The following is a 16,292-nucleotide window of genomic DNA, read 5'->3' on the forward strand; positions in this document are numbered from 1 at the left end:
GCGTCCCTAGGAGTCGGTCGGGTTCGCGGAGCGCTGCTCGACGAGCGCCCGCAGCTCGCGTACGGCGCGCCGCGCGCGGTCGCCGTCGGAGCCTTGGATGCCCATCGCCGCGAGCGTGTTGCCGTCCGCGAGGTCGAGGGTCACCCACGGCGCCCCGCGCGGGAGCCGGACCGCGACGATCTGCGCCCAGTCCAGCTCGTGGCGCCGGTAGCCGTTGACCACGACCAGCCGCTCGGGCTCCGCCACGACCCGGCACCGCACCAGCGCGAACCAGACCGAGAACGCCAGCAGCCCGAGGAAGACCAGCGTGCCGAGCTGGAACGCGGTGAACTTGTCCCGGGTCTCCTGGTCGAAGCCGAGCCAGGCCAGCGCGAAGCAGAGCAGCAGCCCCACCCCGAGCACCACACCGGCGACGCGGACCCCCAGCGGGCGCCAGGTGCGCGAGCGGGCCGGCGTACCGGCCGCGCCGCTAGAGCCGGCAGGCATGGATGTCGGTGAGCAGGATGCCGCGGGCACCGATCTCGAAGAGCTCGTCCATCAACCGCTGGGCGCCGTCGCGCGGGACCATCGCCCGCACCGCCGACCACCCCTCGCGATGAAGCGGCGAGACCGTGGGGCTCTCGATGCCGGGGGTGAGCGTCACCGCGTCGGTGACCCGCTCGGTCGGGATGTCGTAGTCCATCATCACGTAGGTCCGCGCGACCAGCACGCCCTCGACGCGACGCCGGAAGATCTCGAATCCCTCGGGCACCGCGCCACTGCGGGTGATCAGCACCGCCTCGGAGTCGAGGATCGTCTCGCCGAACGTCTCCAGCCCGGCCTGCCGCAGGGTGCTGCCGGTCTCCACGACGTCGGCGATCACGTCGGCCACGCCCAGCTGGATGCTGGTCTCGACGGCGCCGTCGAGGCGGACCACGCTCGCCTCGATCCCGCGCTCCTCCAGGAAGGTCCGCACGACGCCGACGTACGACGTGGCGATCCGGGTGCCGGCCAGCTGGGTGAGGTCGGTGAAGGAGCCGCGCGGTCCGGCGAACCGGAACCTGCTGCGCCCGAAGCCGAGACCCCGCACCTCCTCGGCCTTCGCGCCGGAGTCCTTGAGCAGGTCGCGACCGGTGATGCCGACGTCGAGCGTGCCCTCCCCGACGTACAGCGCGATGTCGCGGGGGCGCAGGTAGAAGAACTCGACGCCGTTCTCGGCGTCGGTGAGCGTCAGCTGCTTGGCGTCGTCGCGCTGGCGGTAGCCCGACTCACGCAGGATCTCGGAGGCGGACTGGGACAGCGATCCCTTGTTGGGGACCGCGATGCGGAGCAGTGCCATGGCTCCTCCTCAGAGGTGGGCGTAGACGTCGTCGAGCTCGATGCCGGTCGCCAGCATCAGCACCTGGGCGTGGTAGAGCAGCTGGCTGATCTCCTCAGCCGTGCGCTCGCGGCCCTCGTGCTCGGCGGCCATCCACGACTCCGCGGCCTCCTCGACCAGCTTCTTCCCGATCGCATGGACACCGGCGTCGAGCTCACGCACGGTGCCGGATCCCTCGGGGCGCGACCGGGCCTTCTCGCTCAGCTCGGTCCAGAGCTCGTCGAACGTCTTCACGGAGGAAGAGCCTACGGGGCGCCGGCGGCCAGCTCCTTCAGGGTCCGGGCGGTGAGCAGTGCCGCGGAGGTGGCCTCGTAGCCCTTGTCCTCCTTGGAGCCCTCCAGGCCGGCGCGGTCCAGCGCCTGCTGGTCGCCGTCGCAGGTGAGGACGCCGAAGCCGACCGGGATGCCCCGGTCGAGCGCCACCCGGGTCAGCCCGTTGGTGGCCGCCTGGCAGACGTAGTCGAAGTGCGGCGTCCCGCCGCGGATCACCACGCCCAGGGCCACGACCACGTCGTAGCCCTGCCGGGCCAAGGCGTCGGCCACGACGGCGAGCTCGTAGGCGCCGGGGACGCGGACCAGCGTGCGCTGCACGACGTGGTAGTCGTCCAGCGCCCGCTCGGCGCCGGCGATGAGGCCGTCCATCACCTGGGTGTGCCAGCTGGAGGCGACCACGGCGACCTTGAGGTCGCTGCAGTCGACGGTGTCGAGGACGGGGGCACCGTGTCCGGTCATCGGTCACGCTCCGTTCTTGGTCAGGGTATCGGGCATCTCATCGGCCAGATTCGGCAGATCGTGACCCATTCGGTCGCGTTTGGTGAGCAGGTAGCCGATGTTGTGGTCGTTCGGGTGCGGCGTGAGCGGCACCCGAGCCGCGACCGGCACGCCGAAGTCCTCGAGGTTCGAGACCTTGTCGGGGTTGTTGGTCATCAGCCGCACGCTGCCCACACCGAGGTCACGCAGCACCTGGGTGGCCGTGCCGTAGTGGCGGGCGTCGGCCGGCAGCCCGAGGTCGAGGTTCGCGTCGACCGTGTCCCTGCCTCCGTCCTGGAGCTGGTAGGCCTGGAGCTTCGCGACCAGGCCGATCCCCCGGCCCTCGTGCCCGCGCAGGTAGACGACCACGCCGCGGCCCTCCGCGACGATCCGCTCGAGCGCCTCGTCCAGCTGCGGACCGCAGTCGCACCGGTGGCTGCCGAACACGTCGCCGGTCAGGCACTCCGAGTGCACCCGGGTCAGCACCGGCTCGGGTCCGCTGATGTCGCCGTACACGAGCGCGATGTGCTCGGAGTCGTCGACGGTGATCCGGTAGCCGTACGCCGTGAAGTCGCCGTGCCGGGTCGGCAGCCGGGTCTCCGCGACCCGCTCGACGAGGTTCTCGTGCCGGCGGCGATAGCGGACCAGCTCGTCGATCGAGATCATCGCCAGTCCGTGCTCGTCGGCGAAGGCGCGCAGCTCGGGGCCGCGTTTCATCGTCCCGTCGTCGTTGACGACCTCGACGAGCACCCCGGCGGGCGTCAGCCCCGCGAGCTTCGCCAGGTCCACCGCGGCCTCGGTGTGGCCGCGCCGCACCAGCACGCCGCCCTCGCGGTAGCGCAGCGGGAAGACGTGGCCCGGCCGGGTGAGCTCCCACGGCTCGGTGGCCGAGTCGGCCAGCACCCGTACGGTGTGGGCGCGGTCGGCGGCCGAGATGCCGGTGCTGACGCCGTCTCGCGCGTCGACCGAGATCGTGTACGCCGTACGCAGCCGGTCCTTGTTGTGCGGGGTCATCAGCGGGATCTCGAGCCGGTCGAGCATCGGCGCCGGCATCGGCACGCAGATCACGCCGCTGCTGTAGCGGATCGTGAACGCCATCAGCTCGGGCGTCGCCTTGCTCGCGGCGAAGATGATGTCGCCCTCGTTCTCGCGGTCCTCGTCGTCGACGACCACCACGGCCTTGCCGGCGGCGATGTCAGCGATGGCGCGCTCGACGCTGTCGAGCCGGACGGTTTCACTCATGCGGGGACCTTCTGCCGATCGGTGATGCCGGGTACGGCCGCGGTCGCCCGCAGCCAGGTGAGGAAGCCGGCGACACACAGGCCGCCGTAGAAGACGTAGAGGATCGCGGACGGGTAGTAGCCGGAGTGCCACAGGAGCGGGACGCCGACCAGGTCGACGGCGACCCAGGCGAGCCAGAAGTCGTTCCAGCCGCGGGCCATCGCGTACGTCGCGAGCATCGAGCCCACGAAGATCCAGGCGTCGCACCAGTAGTACCAGCGCGGCGCCGGCCAGCCCGCGCCGACGACGCTGAACACCCACTGGCACACGAGCACGCCCACCGCGGCGGCGACGAGGTACGCCGTGCGCTCGCGGGCGGCCGCCCAGCGCGGGTCGACCGCGGGCGCGTCACCACCGCCGTGGGCGCTCCTGACCTGGTTCCACCGGTGCCAGCCGTAGACGCTGGTGACGATGAAGAAGACCTGACGGGCGGCCTGGCCGAACAACGGCTGCTGGGCCTGGGCGTCGAAGGTCGCGGCGATGAACACCGAGAACAGCAGCGCGTTGCCGACGATGCCGACCGGCCACGCCCAGAGGCGGCGGCGCAGGCCACCGATGGCCGAGGCGAACCCGAAGGCGTTGCCGACGATCTCGCGCCAGGTGATCTGATGCCCCGAGATCGTCAGGTGCGCGTCGTACAGCGCTGAGATGCTCATGCACGTACTCGCTTCGCTCCGTGCGCGCATGAGGCACAGTGGGCGCTGCATTGAATGATTCGCTCGCTGCGCTCGCTCATGCACGTACTCGCTTCGCTCCGTGCGCGCATGAGGCACAGTGGGCGCTGCATTGAATGATTCGCTCGCTGCGCTCGCTCATGCACGTACTCGCTTCGCTCCGTGCGCGCATGAGGCACAGTGGGCGCTGCATTGAATGATTCGCTCGCTGCGCTCGCTCATGCGCGGTCCCGGTACGGCAGGAGGCGCTCGACGTACTTGGCGAGGACGTCGACCTCGAGGTTGACCCGGTCGCCGGGCTGGCGGGTGCCGAGCGTGGTGCGAGCCAGGGTCTCGGGGATCAGGCTGACCGTGAAGCCGTCGTCGTGGGCCTCGACGACCGTCAGGCTGACGCCGTCGACGGTGATCGAACCCTTGTCCACGAGGTAGCGGCTCAACGACCCCTTCTCACGTGCGGGAGGCATCGCGATCTCGACGACCTCCCAGTGCTCGCTCGGGGTACGTCTCACGATCTCGCCGACACCGTCGACGTGGCCCTGGACGATGTGACCGCCCAGCCGCTTGTCCGCGGTCACGGCGCGCTCGAGGTTGACCCGGTCGCCGGGGCGTACGCCGTACAGGCTGGTCTTGTCGAGCGTCTCCTGCATCACGTCGGCCGTCCAGGTGTCGCCGTCGCGCTCGGCGACGGTCAGGCAGCAGCCGTTGACGGCGATCGAGTCGCCCAGGCCGGCGTCCTCGAGCACGGTCGTGGCGCGGATGGTGAGTCGGATCGCGTCGCCCTGGTCCTCGACCGCGGCGACCGTGCCGAGCTCCTCGACGATTCCGGTGAACATGTCAGTCCTTCCCTGGCGCGAGGGTGAACCGCACGTTCGGCGGATCCCCCTCGAGCACGGTGATGTCGGTGACGCGAGGACGGAACGCGTCGGCGATGGTGGTGATTCCGAGGTCGGCCACGGCGCTGCGGCCGGAGCCGAGCAGCATCGGGGCGACGTACGTGACGATCTCGTCGACGAGCCCGGCGCGCAGGAAGGCCGCGGCGAGCGTCGGGCCGCCCTCGAGGAAGACGTGGCGGCGACCGCGGTCGAACAGCTCGGCGAGCGCCTGCTCGGGCTTGCGGGTGCGGAGGTGGAGCGACGGGCCGTCGGCGTTGAACACCCGGCGGGCGGGGTCGAGGTCGCGCTCCCCCATGACCGCGCGCAGCGGCTGGTGCTCCAGCGGCCGGTCGTGGTCGTCACGGACCGTCAGCAGCGGGTCGTCGACCGCGATCGTGTTGGCGCCGACGAGCATGACGTCGCACGTCGCGCGCAGCCGGTGGGTGTCGAGCCGCGCCGCGGACGAGCTGACCCAGCGGCTGGTGCCGTCGGCGGCCGCGCTGCGCCCGTCGAGGGTCGTCGCGAACTTCCAGGTGACGAACGGGCGGCCGTGCTCGAGCCCGAACGTCCAGAACCTGTTCAGGAGCCGCGCCTCGTCGAGCAGGAGCCCCGACGCTACGTCGACGCCGGCGGCTCGGAGCGTGGCTGCTCCCCCGGCTGCGTCGGGGTTGGGGTCCGGCTGGGCGAAGACCACGCGCCGTACGCCGGCCTCGATCAACGCCTGGGCGCACGGGCCGGTGCGGCCGGTGTGGTTGCAGGGCTCGAGGGTGACGACGGCGCTGGTGCCTCGGGCCCGGTCCCCGGCTCGAGCGAGCGCGTCGACCTCGGCGTGCGCGGTGCCGGCGCCGCGGTGGTGGCCCTCGGCGACCGTGCGGCCCTCGTCGTCCAGCAGGACGCAGCCGACGCGGGGGTTGGGCCCGAGCGGGACACCCGGCGTCGCGGCCAGCTCGAGGGCGCGCGACATTGCGGCCTGCTCGCCTGCGGTGGTCGTCATCTGGTGTGCCCCTCGTGTCCGCTCGCGGACTCCGGGGCCGACGGGTCGACCCCACGTGGACACGTGTGGACGACACCTGCGTGCGCTTCCCATCCGGACTTTAACCGTCGGTCCAGGAACTTCACCTGGTCAACCGGTCACTGGCTGTGACCGGGTCGCGGACTTCTGGGCCTTCACCCAGTCACCGCCGGCTCGGAATTACACCGACCCCAGAGCACGCGAGCTCGAAAGCTCGTCAAGGTCGAGTGTGCCACACGACATCTGACGACGCCGCGTGGGGCGCGTCACGGTGAGACGCCCGGCGAGGTTGTCGTTTGGTCACCAACGACAACCTCGGGCCCGAAAGTTCTGCCGTTGGTGACCAAACGACAGAGATCTTCTGCCCCGGGGCACCGGGAGGACGGTCAGGTGCGCGCGCTCTCGGCCCGCGCCCGGAGCTCAGCCACCATCCGGTCGGGATCGTCGGCGGAGTAGACCGCGGAGCCGGCGACGAAGGTGTCGGCACCGGCCTCGACGCAGCGCTCGATCGTGTCGAGGCTGATGCCGCCGTCGACCTGGAGCCAGGTCTCGACGCCGTGCTTGTCCATGAGCTCGCGGGCGCGACGGATCTTGGGCAGGCACAGGTCGAGGAACTTCTGGCCCCCGAAACCGGGCTCGACAGTCATGATCAGCAGCATGTCGAGCTCGGGGAGCAGGTCCTCGTAGGGCTCGACCGGCGTGGCCGGCCGCAGCGCCATGCTGGCGCGAGCACCGTGGGAGCGGATCTCGCGGGCCAGCCGCACCGGGGCCTTCGCGGCCTCGACGTGGAACGTGACCGACCCGCACCCGGCCTCGACGTACGCGAGCGCGTTGCGGTCCGCGTCCTCGATCATCAGGTGGGCGTCCAGCGGCACGTCGGTGGAGCGGGCGAGTGCCTCCACCATCGTCGGACCGAACGTGAGGTTGGGGACGAAGTGGTTGTCCATCACGTCGACGTGCACCCAGTCGGCGCTGCCGATCCGGGCCACCTCGTCGCCGAGGCGCGAGAAGTCGGCGTTCAGGATGCTCGGCGTGATCTGGATGCCCACGGGGCCAGCCTAGGGTTCGGGCTCCTCGGGCGTCTCGGCGCCGTCGCGCTCGTCGCGCTCGGCCCACCCCAGCAGCGGGGCGATGTCGTAGACGTGATCGTCGATGTCGGCGTGCAGGTCGCCGAGCTCGGCGAAGCGCGCGGGGACGGTGAAGATCGTGAAGTCGTGGGGATCGGCGTCGTCCACCTCGTCCCAGCGGATCGGCGTCGAGACGCGGGCGTCGGGCAGGCCGCGCACGGAGTACGCCGCGGCGATCGTGTGGTCGCGGGCGTTCTGGTTGTAGTCCACGAACACCGTGGCCGGGTCGCGGTCCTTGCGCCACCACGTCAGGTCGACCTCGTCGGGGGCCCGGCGCTCGACCTCGCGGGCGAACGCGAGCGCGGCCCGGCGTACGTCCTTGTGCCCGTGCTCGGGCTTGATCCGGACGTAGACGTGCAGCCCCTTGCTCCCGCTGGTCTTGGGGAACGCCACGACGCCGAGCTCGTCGAGGACCTCGTGCACGACGTGGGCGACCCGGCGGACCCGGTCGTAGGAGCAGTCCGGGCCGGGGTCGAGGTCGATGCGCCACTCGTCGGGCTTCTCGGGGTCCTCGCGCCGGCTGTTCCAGGGGTGGAACTCGACGGTGGACATCTGCACGGCCCAGATCACCGAGCCCAGCTCGGTCACACAGAGCTCGTCGGCCGTGCGGTTCCACCGCGGGAAGTGCAGCCGGACGGTCTCGACCCAGTCCGGCGCGCCCTGCGGTAGCCGCTTCTGGTGGACCTTGTCCCCGGCCAGGCCCTTGGGGAACCGGTGCAGCATGCACGGCCGCTCGAACAGCGCGTTGACGATGCCGGGCCCGACCGCAAGGTAGTACTCGACCAGGTCGAGCTTCGTCGCACCCGACTCCGGGAAGTAGACCCGGTCGGGGTTGCTCACCCGCACGACGCGGTTGTCGACCTCGATCTCGACCGAGGGCGGCTTCGACGGCATGCGGCCAGGGTAGGGGGTGGCCCGTCGTACGGTGCGGGCATGGACTTCGACCAGCCGCCCGTGGTCCGGGTCTGGGCCGACCCTGAGCGACCCTTGCCTCCCGGCAGGTGGCCGATGGACGTCCCGGCCGTGGCCCAGCTGGCCCGCGAGGGCCTGGAGCTCTCGCCGTTCGTGACTTTCCTGGTCGGCGAGAACGGCTCCGGCAAGTCGACGATCGTCGAGGCTGTCGCCGACGCGTTCGGGCTCTCGCCCGAAGGTGGCTCGACCCAGGGCAAGCACTCCACGCGCGCCACCGAGTCGGCGCTCGGGCGCTCGCTACGGCTGCAACGCGGACTCGCGGCGAGCCGATGGGGGTTCTTCCTGCGGGCCGAGACCATGCACGGCTGGTACAAGTTCGAGGAACAGCAGGTCAACCCGCGCCGACCACGCACCGCGCCGCTCTTCCACGAGATGAGCCACGGCGAGTCGTTCCTCGAGGTACTACGAACGCGATTCGACTCCCCCGGCTTCTACTGCCTCGACGAGCCCGAGGCGGCGCTGTCGTTCTCCTCGACACTCGGGCTCATCGGCGCCCTGGGCCGCGTGGTCGAGAGCGGCGGCCAGGTCCTGTGCGCCACCCACTCGCCCGTGCTCGCCGCGATGCCCGGCGCCACGATCCTCGAGGTGGGCGACTGGGGCTACCGGCGTACGACGTGGGAGGAGCTCGAGCTGGTGCAGCACTGGAAGGCCTACCTCGACCAGCCGGGCCGCTACCTGCGCCACGTGCTGGACTGAAGCCGGACCCGTGCAACACAACCGGCGCTCGAGGAGTCAACAGGGTGTGACGACCAACGACGCCGAGGACTTCGGGGACTTCGTGCGTGCGACCGGGACCCAGCTGCACCGCCAGGCGCTGCTGCTGACCGGCGACCACCACCTGGCCGAGGACCTCACCCAGACCACCTACGCCAAGGTGTACGCCTCGTGGCGGCGGGTGTCGCGGGCGGACAACCCGCTCGCCTACACCCGCACCACCCTGCTCAACACGTTCCTCTCACACCGCCGGCTGCGCCGCTCCTCGGAGCTGCCCCGAGACCTCCACGACCACGTCGACCCGGTGGGCTCGGAGCCGGTCGACTCCGCGACCCGCCTGGACCTCCTCGCCGCGCTCGCCACCCTGTCCCGGCTCGACCGGGCCATCGTGGTGCTGCGCTACTGGGAGGACCGATCGGTCACCGACACGGCCCGCGACCTCGGCATCACCGAGTCGGCCGTCCGCACCCGTTCCCGACGCGCACTGCTGCGGCTCCGGCCGCTGGTGGGCGCGGGCCTCACCGAGGAGACCGCTTCATGAACGACACGCCGTTCGGCACCGCCCTGCACGACCGGGTCCGCGACGAGTGGACCGACCTCGACGAGCTGGTCCGGGTCTCGACCCGGACCGGCACCCGGATCCGGCGACGCCGTCGCGCCGGCGGGGCGCTGGCGGCCGCGGCCGGGGTCGCCGCCGTCGCCGTCGGGGTCGCGATGCTGGGCGGCGCGGGCACCCGTCCCGGCAGCGAGCCCGACTTCGCCACGCAACCGCCGGCGTCGCCGACCGATGCCGCCAACCAGCCGGCTCCGACCCGAGCCGAGCGCGCCCACGCCCGGGCGCTGCGGATGCTCCAGGACGCGCCGGTGTACGTCGACTCACCGGACTGGAGCTGCGACAAGCCCCTGGACGAGAAGTTCATCTGCACCCAGGGTGCGTCCTCGGTGGTGGTGAACTGGCGAGGCGCCTCGACCTGGGGCGACTACCAGGACCCGGCGAAGTCGGGCGACCAGACGTTCGTCAGCGACGTGCACGGCCAGTTCTTCGCCACGGTCGCGCCCGGACAGGCCACCACGGTGGCGCAGGTCGACGAGGTCGGTCGGGCGCTGATCTGGGCCGAGTGAGCCCTCAGCCCGTGCGCCTCAGCAGGGCCAGGAACATCGCGTCGGTGCCGTGCCGGTGCGGCCACAGCTGCACGGTCCCCGGCATCGGCCCCTCGCACCGCGGGACGTCGGGCAGCAGCGCCCGCACGTCCTCCAGCACGACGTCGTCCCGGCTCTCGAGCACCGACGACACCACGCCGCGGGTCTCGGAGACCACCGGCGAGCAGGTGGCGTAGAGCACGACACCACCGGGCCGGGTGAGCTCGAGCGCAGAGGCCAGCAGCCGGCGCTGCAACAGCACCAGCCCGAGCAGGTCGTCGGCACGACGCCGCCACCGGGCCTCCGGTCGGCGTCGGAGCGCTCCCAGGCCGGTGCAGGGAGCATCGACCAGCACGCGGTCGAAGGCGCCGGGCGCGAACGGTGGCGCGGTGCCGTCGGAGGTGACGATCCCGAGCGTGCCGGGTGCGTCTCGCAGCGCCCGCTGCACGAGACGGGCGCGGTGCTCCTGACGCTCGGCGGCGACCAGCGAGGCCCCACGCTGCTCGGCGAGCGCCGCCAGCAGCGCGGCCTTGCCGCCCGGGCCGGCGCACAGGTCGAGCCACCGGCGGTCCGGCCCCTCGATCGGCGCCGCGGCCAGGGCCGCCGCGACCAGCTGCGAGCCCTCGTCCTGGACGCCCGCGCGGCCCTGGGCGACGGCCGGGATCTCCCCCGGATCGCCGCCACCGAGGACCACGCCGTACGGCGAGTAGGGGGTCGGCTCGCCGGGCAGCTCCTCGCGGGTGCTCCGCCCGGGGCGGGCGACCAAGGTCACGCGCGGCGGCTCGTTGTCGGCGGCCAGCAGCTCGAACAGCTCCTCGGCGCCCACGGCCGAGCGCAGCTCGTCCACGATCCAGCGCGGGTGGCTGTAGGCGATCGAGGCGAACCGGGTGGGGGCGACCCGCGGGTCGGGCGCGACCCGGCCGATCCACTCCGCCAGCTCCTGCCGGGCGACCTGGCGGAGCACGGCGTTGGCGAAGCCGCCGGCACCCGAGCTGACCTTGGCCCGCACCAGGTCGACGGTGGTGCTGATCGCGGCGTGGGTCGGCACGCGCATCGACAGCAGCTGGTGGGTGCCGAGGCGCAGGGCGTCGAGGACCTTGGCCTCGACCTTGCTCAGCGGCCGGTCCACGCACGCGGCGAGGATGGCGTCGTACGTACCGCGCCGCCGGATGGTCCCCGACACCAGCTCGGTCACGAACGCCGCGTCGCGGCCCGAGAGGCCGTGCTGGCGCAGCACGGAGGGCAGCACCAGGTTGGTGTACGCCCCGTCGACGCGGACCGCCTTCATCACCTCGAGCGCCGCGAGCCGGGCCGGGTCCAGACCCGCGCGGGCGCCGGTCGTGCGGCCTCCGCGCTGCTGTCCCCGTGGGCGGGGGTCAGCCATCCCCGAGGTACTTCCTCGACAGGCTCTGGGGGGCCTTCGCGGCCCAGGCTTCGGTGATGATCTCGGCCAACTCCTCGCGCTCGATCTCTCCGAGACGGGACTGCTGGACCAACACGGCGGAATAGCCCTTGAAGTGGTCGATGGTGAAGAACGGCAACCGCTCGTCCGCCACGAGCGCCTGCTTCTCGGCCTCGCCGGGCGTGGTGATCACCAGCAGGTCGTCGTACATCTCGCCGGTCGCGGGGTCGACCGCGGTCTTGTGGGGCGCCCGGTAGAGCAGGAAGCCCTTGCCGCGCACCTTGTAGGTCGGGCGGTCACCCCACGACGTCCCGAGCTCGACCTCGGGCAGCGAGCGGCAGATCTCGTCGACGAGCGGGTCGAGGTCCTCGCGCAAGTCCTCCTCGTGCGCCGGGCGGCTCATGGTGATGACCGTAGCGATCCCGGCGTCAGCTTTCACCGGAACCGTCACCAATCCGGACACCCGACTCCACCCGGGCCCCGCGAGCCCAGTCGGCGGCGGCCATCTGCTTGCGCCCGTGGGGGCGTACGTCGCCCAGCCGCACGGCCTCGGTCGCGGTCCCGACGAGCACCGCGTTCTTGGTGACCTCGAGGACGCCGGGCGCCAGGCTCTGGTCGGTGCGCGTGACCGGCCCGAGCTTGAGCCGCTCCCCCGCGAACGTCGTCCACGCGCCCGGCGCAGGGGTGCACGCACGCACCTGGCGGTCGATCGCGACCGCCGGGTGGGTCCAGTCGACCCGGGCATCCTCGACCTCGACCTTGGGTGCGTAGGAGACGCCCTCCTCCTGCTGGGCGCGCTCGAACAGGGAGCCGTTCTCGATGCCGTCCAGGGTGGCCACCAGCAGGCCCGCGCCGCCTTCGGCCAGCCGGGCCAGCAGGTCACCCGCGGTGTCGGTGGGCCGGATCCGCTCGGTCATCACGCCGTACGTCGGGCCCGCGTCGAGCTCCTTGACGATGCGGAACGTCGTCGCGCCGGTCACCTCGTCACCGGCCCAGATCGCGTACTGGACCGGGGCCGCGCCGCGCCAGGCCGGCAGCGCCGAGAAGTGCAGGTTGACCCAGCCGTGGGGCGGGATGTCGAGGGCCGACTGCGGCAGGAGCGCGCCGTAGGCGACGACCGGGCAGCAGTCGGGGCGCAGCGCCCGGAGCTCCTCCTGGAACGCCGGGTCGCGCGGGTGGTCGGGCTTGAGCACCGGCACGCCGAGCTCCGCGGCGCGCAGCGCCACCGGGCTCGCGACCAGGCGTCGGCCGCGGCCGGTGGGTGCGTCGGGGCGGGTCACGACGCCCACCAGCTCGTGGGCGGACGCGGCGATCGCGTCCAGGACGGGGACGGCGACCTCGGGGGTGCCGGCGAAGACGACTCTCATGCCTCTCAGAACCCCAGCCCGTTGGTGGCGTGCGGGGACACCTTGACCTGCGGCTTGTCGAGCCCGAACCAGTCGGACTCGCGGATCTCCTTCATCGCGGCCTTGCGCGCGGCCGGGTCGAGGCGGTCGATGAACAAGACCCCGTCGAGGTGGTCGGTCTCGTGCTGGATGGCCCGGGCGAGCAGCTCGGAGCCCTCGATGACCACCGGGTCGCCGTACATGTTGAAGCCGTGGGCGACCACCGACAGGGCGCGGCGGCAGTCGATGCTCAGTCCGGGGATCGACAGGCAGCCCTCCGGGCCGTCCTGGATCTCCGGCGACAGCTCGAGGCGGGGGTTGATCAGGTGGCCGGGCTCGCCGTCGACGTACCACGTGAACGCTCGCAGGCCGACGCCGATCTGCGGAGCCGCGAGGCCTGCGCCGGGAGCGTCCATCATGGTGTCGGTGAGGTCCTCGACCAGGCGGCGCAGCTCCTTGTCGAAGTCGACGACCTCGACGGCGGGCCTGCGGAGGATGGGGTCCCCGAGGAGACGGATCGGCTGAACGGGCACGACGCCAGTCTAGGGATCGCCCGTGCACGCGAACCCGAAGGGCTAGGTTGCGAACATGCTGCAGGACGTGCGTGAGTACATCGATCACCTCCGGATCGATGGGCACACGATCGGCGAGGACCACGACGACGACCCGATCCTCCTCGACCCCCAGGGGCGCGCCGTCGACACCTGGCGGGAGAACTACCCCTACGCGGAGCGGATGCCTCGCGAGGAGTACGACGAGACCAAGTACCGGTTGCAGGTCGAGCTGCTGAAGTTCCAGAACTGGGCGCAGGACACCCACACCAAGCACGTGCTGCTCTTCGAGGGCCGGGACGCGGCCGGCAAGGGCGGGACGATCAAGCGATTCATGGAGCACCTCAACCCGCGCTACGCCCGCACGGTCGCGCTGACCAAGCCGAGTGACCGCGAGCAGAGCCAGTGGTACTTCCAGCGCTACGTGCAGTACCTGCCCACGGCCGGTGAGATGGTGCTGTTCGACCGCTCCTGGTACAACCGCGCCGGTGTCGAGCGGGTGATGGGCTTCACCACCGAGCCGGAGTACGAGCAGTTCATGGTCCAGGCGCCGCTGTTCGAGCGGATGCTCGTCGACAGCGGTATCTCGCTGACCAAGCTCTGGTTCTCTGTCACCCAGTCCGAGCAGCGCACCCGGTTCATCATCCGGCAGGTCGACCCGGTGCGGCAGTGGAAGCTCTCCCCGATCGACCTGCAGTCGCTGAGCAAGTGGGAGGCCTACACCGACGCCAAGGAGGCGATGATCCGGCGTACGGACACCGAGTGGGCGCCCTGGACCACCGTGAAGAGCAACGACAAGAAGCGAGCCCGGGTCAACGCGATGCGCGCGTTCCTCTCCCGCTTCGACTACGAGGGCAAGGACACCCGCGTCGTCGGCACCCCCGACCCGCTCATCGTCCAGCGCGGCACCGACGCCGTCGGCGACTAGCCCGACGTCCCCGGGGACGTCCTCCGCCCCCGCTCCCCGCACGACCACCACGCACGACGTCCGCCCCGAGCGAGCGTTCCTACAGCGTCTGCGGGTCCACCTGGATGCGTACGGCGTCGAGCTTGCGGGCCGAGCGCACCCGTTGGAGCTGACCGAGCGCGTGCGAGAGTGCACCACCCTGCGCGCGAGGGACCCGCACGACCACCCGGCACTCGTCGTCGCCGAGGTCGACCGGACCGAGGACCTCGGCCCCGGGCGGCGCGTCCAGGAGCGTGAGCGCGTCGTCGACCGCACCGGGCTCGCCGGTGATCGTCGCCAGCCGGCTGGCCGGCGGCAGGTGCGCCTCGACGCGTTCGGCCGTCTCGCGCGCGGCGAACCCGGCCGGGTCCCAGCGCACCAGCGCCTGGAGCGCCGGATGGGCGGCGTCACCGACGGCGACGACCCGACCGCCCGGACGGACCAGGGCGGCGGCGTCGGCCCAGCGACGCAGCGCCTCCTCCTCGGCGCGCAGGTCGATGCGCGAGAGCAGCAGCCACGTGTCCAGCAGCACGACCGCGGTGTAGCCGCCCTCGGCGACGGGCTCGGCACCCGGCGTGGCCACCACGATCTGGGGCTTGGGCCCCACCGTGGCGATCACCGTGTCACCCGAGCTCGAGCGGACGGTGACGCCTGGGAAGGCCCGGCCGAGCTCCTCGGCGGTCCGCGCGTCACCCAGCACGGGTGCGCGCAACCCGCGGTGGCCGCACTCGCGGCACGCCCAGTCCTCGGCGACCGTGGCGCACCAGCGGCAGGAGGGCGGCGTCGTCGGTCCGGTGAGCGCCAGCGGACCCTGGCAGGCGTCGCAGCGGGCCGGCGTACGGCAGCGCTCACAGGCGAGCGACGTCACGTAGCCCAGGCGCGGGGTCTGCACGAGCACCGGCCCCTCGCTCACCGCATCACGGATCGCTAGGTGCACCTCGCGAGGCATCCGTGCCGCCCGAGCATGGGTGTCACGGCGGTGAGCGTCGCCGGCGACGGTGACGCTCACCCGGCGCCGGACCTCCTCGCGGGTCGGCCCCAGCTCGTGGGCCCAACCGGTGCGCACGAGGTACTCCCCCTCGACGGTGCGCACGAAGCCACCGACGAGGGCTGCCGAGCCCTCACGCTCGGCGCGCAGGAGCAGCGTCTCGCGGGTGTGTGGGTACGGCGCGCGCGGCTCGGCGTGCAGGTCGTCGCCGTCGTCCCAGACCACCACCAGGCCGAGGTCGTGCACCGGCGCGAAGGCCGCGCCGCGGGTGCCGACGACGATCCGCCGGGCGCCGCGACTGATCGCGAGAAAGTCGCGGTAGCGCGCCGCCGGGCCCGAGTCTGCCGTCAGGGTGACGTGCTGACCGGTGCCGAGCACCGCGGTCAGCGCCGCGTCGACGCGTGCGACGTCCTTGCGGTCGGGGACGCACACGAGGCTGCCGCGTCCCGAGGCGTATGTCGCCGCGACGGCGTGGGCGACCAGCGTCGGCCAGTCGGTCCCGGGGGCCGCCGCCCACACGGCCCGGGGCGCCCCGCCTGCGGCGAGGTGGCGCAGGAACGCCGCTCCCGGCTCGTGCGCGGCCCACGCCGTCTCGCCTGCGGCCTGATCGTGGCCGGCCCAGAGGACGGCGGGCGGAGTCGGACGTTGTTCGGTGGTGGCGTGCCGGGGCGGCACGGCGAGCCGCAGCACGTCGGCGCGCGCCCCGGCGTACCGCTCGGCGATCTCGGCGCTCAGAGCCTCGATCTGGGGCGCGAGCACCGGCTCGGGGCTGACCACGCGCCGAAGCGGTGCCAGCCGGCCGGGGTGCTCGGACTCGGCCGCCCGGGCCACCACGAAGCCGTCGACGTCCTGCCCGGCGAACCGGACCTTGACACGCACGCCAGGGCGCGCGGCCTCGGCCATCGCGGCCGGGACGCTGTAGTCGAACGGCCGGTCGAGGTGCGCCAGCGGCACGTCGACCAGCACCCGGGCCACCGGGTCGACGGCCGCCGGCTCGGCCTCGGCGGCCTTGCGCGCCCGGGTGGCGCGGGCCTTCGCCTGGGACGCCTTGAGCGTCGCCCGCACCATCCCCGGCAGCAGCTCGGGCTGCTCGTCCGGGTCCGTCATGGGCAGATGTCTACC

Annotated in this window: 19 protein-coding genes and 1 riboswitch; of the genes, 4 read left to right on the forward strand and 15 right to left on the reverse strand. The window is 72.3% G+C overall.

Going from position 1 to position 16,292, the window contains the following annotated elements; translation table 11 throughout:
• Positions 1-6: 6 nt before the first annotated feature.
• The 10 genes from AC3ANS_RS11735 to ligD form a co-directional block, all read right to left on the reverse strand.
• On the reverse strand, positions 7-486 hold the full coding sequence (locus tag AC3ANS_RS11735; RefSeq protein WP_488296329.1) for a PH domain-containing protein: 480 nt from the start codon (positions 484-486) through the stop codon (positions 7-9).
• Entirely contained in the window at positions 470-1,312 is an 843-nt protein-coding gene (hisG, locus tag AC3ANS_RS11740; RefSeq protein ID WP_488296486.1) for an ATP phosphoribosyltransferase, read from the reverse strand. The genes AC3ANS_RS11735 and hisG overlap by 17 nt, the downstream gene beginning before the upstream one ends.
• Positions 1,313-1,327: 15 nt before the next feature.
• Positions 1,328-1,591, reverse strand: coding sequence for a phosphoribosyl-ATP diphosphatase (locus AC3ANS_RS11745; RefSeq protein ID WP_296605538.1), 264 nt, complete (start codon positions 1,589-1,591; stop codon positions 1,328-1,330).
• An 11-nt stretch (positions 1,592-1,602) separates the two neighbouring features.
• Complete coding sequence (gene ribH / locus AC3ANS_RS11750; protein ID WP_488296330.1) at positions 1,603-2,088, reverse strand: 6,7-dimethyl-8-ribityllumazine synthase; 486 nt, start codon at positions 2,086-2,088, stop codon at positions 1,603-1,605.
• Between the two features lie 3 nt (positions 2,089-2,091).
• Entirely contained in the window at positions 2,092-3,348 is a 1,257-nt protein-coding gene (locus AC3ANS_RS11755; RefSeq protein ID WP_488296331.1) for a bifunctional 3,4-dihydroxy-2-butanone-4-phosphate synthase/GTP cyclohydrolase II, read from the reverse strand.
• Entirely contained in the window at positions 3,345-4,043 is a 699-nt protein-coding gene (locus tag AC3ANS_RS11760; protein WP_488296332.1) for a nicotinamide mononucleotide transporter family protein, read from the reverse strand. The genes AC3ANS_RS11755 and AC3ANS_RS11760 overlap by 4 nt, the downstream gene beginning before the upstream one ends.
• Before the next feature lie 236 nt (positions 4,044-4,279).
• On the reverse strand, positions 4,280-4,894 hold the full coding sequence (locus AC3ANS_RS11765; protein WP_488296333.1) for a riboflavin synthase: 615 nt from the start codon (positions 4,892-4,894) through the stop codon (positions 4,280-4,282).
• Between the two features lies 1 nt (position 4,895).
• The gene (gene ribD, locus AC3ANS_RS11770; protein ID WP_488296334.1) at positions 4,896-5,927 is read right to left on the reverse strand and encodes a bifunctional diaminohydroxyphosphoribosylaminopyrimidine deaminase/5-amino-6-(5-phosphoribosylamino)uracil reductase RibD; all 1,032 of its coding nucleotides are present in this window, start codon (positions 5,925-5,927) and stop codon (positions 4,896-4,898) included.
• Positions 5,928-6,003: 76 nt separating this feature from the next.
• Positions 6,004-6,149, reverse strand: a riboswitch (FMN riboswitch).
• Positions 6,150-6,331: 182 nt separating this feature from the next.
• The gene (gene rpe, locus AC3ANS_RS11775) at positions 6,332-6,994 is read right to left on the reverse strand and encodes a ribulose-phosphate 3-epimerase (RefSeq protein ID WP_488296335.1); all 663 of its coding nucleotides are present in this window, start codon (positions 6,992-6,994) and stop codon (positions 6,332-6,334) included.
• A gap of 9 nt (positions 6,995-7,003) precedes the next feature.
• Complete coding sequence (gene ligD, locus AC3ANS_RS11780; RefSeq protein WP_488296336.1) at positions 7,004-7,966, reverse strand: non-homologous end-joining DNA ligase; 963 nt, start codon at positions 7,964-7,966, stop codon at positions 7,004-7,006.
• A 39-nt stretch (positions 7,967-8,005) separates the two neighbouring features.
• Here ligD and AC3ANS_RS11785 point away from each other — a divergent pair, with 39 nt between their 5' ends.
• The 3 genes from AC3ANS_RS11785 to AC3ANS_RS11795 are packed head-to-tail and all read left to right on the forward strand — an operon-like array spanning position 8,006 to position 9,880.
• A complete protein-coding gene (locus AC3ANS_RS11785; RefSeq protein WP_488296337.1) occupies positions 8,006-8,740 on the forward strand; it encodes an AAA family ATPase in 735 nt (244 codons plus the stop codon).
• A gap of 46 nt (positions 8,741-8,786) precedes the next feature.
• Positions 8,787-9,299 (forward strand): SigE family RNA polymerase sigma factor, encoded by a 513-nt coding sequence (locus tag AC3ANS_RS11790; protein ID WP_488296338.1) that lies wholly within the window; start codon positions 8,787-8,789, stop codon positions 9,297-9,299.
• Positions 9,296-9,880, forward strand: a complete 585-nt coding sequence (locus AC3ANS_RS11795; RefSeq protein WP_488296339.1) for a hypothetical protein — start codon at positions 9,296-9,298, stop codon at positions 9,878-9,880. Before AC3ANS_RS11790 ends, AC3ANS_RS11795 begins: the two co-directional genes overlap by 4 nt.
• Positions 9,881-9,884: 4 nt before the next feature.
• Here the strand turns inward: AC3ANS_RS11795 and AC3ANS_RS11800 are convergent, their stop codons facing one another.
• The 4 genes from AC3ANS_RS11800 to def are packed head-to-tail and all read right to left on the reverse strand — an operon-like array spanning position 9,885 to position 13,218.
• Positions 9,885-11,282: an RsmB/NOP family class I SAM-dependent RNA methyltransferase gene (locus AC3ANS_RS11800; RefSeq protein ID WP_488296340.1), complete on the reverse strand. Its 1,398-nt coding sequence runs from the start codon at positions 11,280-11,282 to the stop codon at positions 9,885-9,887.
• On the reverse strand, positions 11,275-11,703 hold the full coding sequence (locus AC3ANS_RS11805) for an MmcQ/YjbR family DNA-binding protein (protein ID WP_488296341.1): 429 nt from the start codon (positions 11,701-11,703) through the stop codon (positions 11,275-11,277). The genes AC3ANS_RS11800 and AC3ANS_RS11805 overlap by 8 nt, the downstream gene beginning before the upstream one ends.
• A gap of 25 nt (positions 11,704-11,728) precedes the next feature.
• Entirely contained in the window at positions 11,729-12,667 is a 939-nt protein-coding gene (gene fmt / locus AC3ANS_RS11810; RefSeq protein WP_488296342.1) for a methionyl-tRNA formyltransferase, read from the reverse strand.
• 5 nt (positions 12,668-12,672) lie between these two features.
• Positions 12,673-13,218 carry a peptide deformylase gene (def, locus tag AC3ANS_RS11815; RefSeq protein ID WP_488296343.1) on the reverse strand — a complete coding sequence of 182 codons (546 nt, stop codon included), beginning with the start codon at positions 13,216-13,218 and terminating at the stop codon, positions 12,673-12,675.
• A gap of 55 nt (positions 13,219-13,273) precedes the next feature.
• Between def and ppk2 the strand changes: the two genes are divergently transcribed.
• Positions 13,274-14,164: a polyphosphate kinase 2 gene (gene ppk2, locus AC3ANS_RS11820; protein ID WP_488296344.1), complete on the forward strand. Its 891-nt coding sequence runs from the start codon at positions 13,274-13,276 to the stop codon at positions 14,162-14,164.
• Between the two features lie 79 nt (positions 14,165-14,243).
• Here the strand turns inward: ppk2 and AC3ANS_RS11825 are convergent, their stop codons facing one another.
• Positions 14,244-16,238, reverse strand: a complete 1,995-nt coding sequence (locus AC3ANS_RS11825; RefSeq protein WP_488296487.1) for a primosomal protein N' — start codon at positions 16,236-16,238, stop codon at positions 14,244-14,246.
• Positions 16,239-16,292: the final 54 nt, after the last annotated feature.

This window comes from Nocardia sp. 149-1B (assembly GCF_057747975.1).